This window comes from Mesorhizobium sp. B1-1-5, from assembly GCF_006443065.1.
Lineage (GTDB): Bacteria > Pseudomonadota > Alphaproteobacteria > Rhizobiales > Rhizobiaceae > Mesorhizobium.
This window is the reverse complement of record NZ_VFWS01000551.1, coordinates 1-1,140: the sequence shown is the minus strand read 5'-3', so window position 1 is coordinate 1,140 and position 1,140 is coordinate 1. Positions and strand designations below refer to the sequence as shown.

Annotated in this window: 1 protein-coding gene; it reads left to right on the top strand. The window is 64.6% G+C overall.

All coding sequences use genetic code 11. The features are described from left to right. Positions 1-91: 91 nt before the first annotated feature. Positions 92-1,140 (top strand): PLP-dependent aminotransferase family protein (locus FJ980_RS33195; protein ID WP_140547621.1); only part of this gene is annotated, 1,049 nt, incomplete at its 3' end.

The window sequence follows — 1,140 nt, the reverse complement described above, 5'->3', positions numbered from 1 at the left end:
TCATGTGATAGGGTGATTTCAATTCGATAGGAAGATCATCCTTATGGCTGCGTCGCCGCTCGTGAGGTCCCGCCGTAGCCGGTGAACAGACATGCACGCTTTCAACTATCCCAGCTGGCACAGGATCGTCTTCGACCGCAGCCGTGGCACGCCGTTGAACGAGCAACTTTTCGAGCAGTTGCGCCGCTGGATACGGGATGGCATCGTGGCGCCAGGAGCGCGCCTGCCGCCAAGCCGCGTCATGGCCGAGGAACTCGGGCTCTCGCGCAACACCGTTGTCCTCGCCTATGAGCGACTTGCCACGGAGGGCTATGTCGCACGTCGGATCGGCGCCGGCACCTTCGTCGAAACCATGCTGCCGGAAGACAATCACCCCCGAGCCGAGACGGCGGTCATACCGGTGTCAGGTCCAAATGCGCTCCCGGCACCCTCGCGCCGCGGCCAGGCGCTGCTCGACATGAACCTGCCAGCGGAACGCATCGAGACCTACGATCTCAGCGCCGGCGTGCCGGCGCTGAACGAGTTCCCCTATGACGAGTTCGCTCAGATCGCTAGCCGCCGCTGGCGCGAGCACGCCAGCGCCCACACCGGCTATGACTATTCGCGCGGCGCGCCACTGCTGGCCACCCGCATCGCGGGCTATCTGGCGGAGGCTAAAGCGATCAACTGTCGTCCCGAACAGATCATCGTCATCGGCAATACGCTGCAAGCGGCCGCTCTCGCGTCTCATGTTCTGCTCGACCGCGGCGACACCGTTCTGGTCGAGGATCCTTGCCACCTGCCCGAGATCGCCACGCTGGAAGCCTTCGGCCTTGTCACCGTTCCCGCCCCGCTCGACAGGCAAGGCTTCGATACAGAAGCCGCCGGCGTGATGGTCCGAGAGGCGCGTATGGCCGTTGTCTCCCCGACCGAGCAATGGCCGTTCGGCTGCACGATGACGTCGGATCGCCGGCAAAAGCTGCTTGATTGGGCGGCGGACCGGCCCGGCTGGATATTCGAGGATGATTCCAATAGCGAGATCCGCTGGTCGGGCGAAGCGCAGACGACGCTCTACGCGCGCGATCCGCGGCGGGTCATCTATGCCGGCTCGTTCAACCGCATGCTGGCGCCCGGCCTGCGGCTCGCCTATTTGATCGCGCC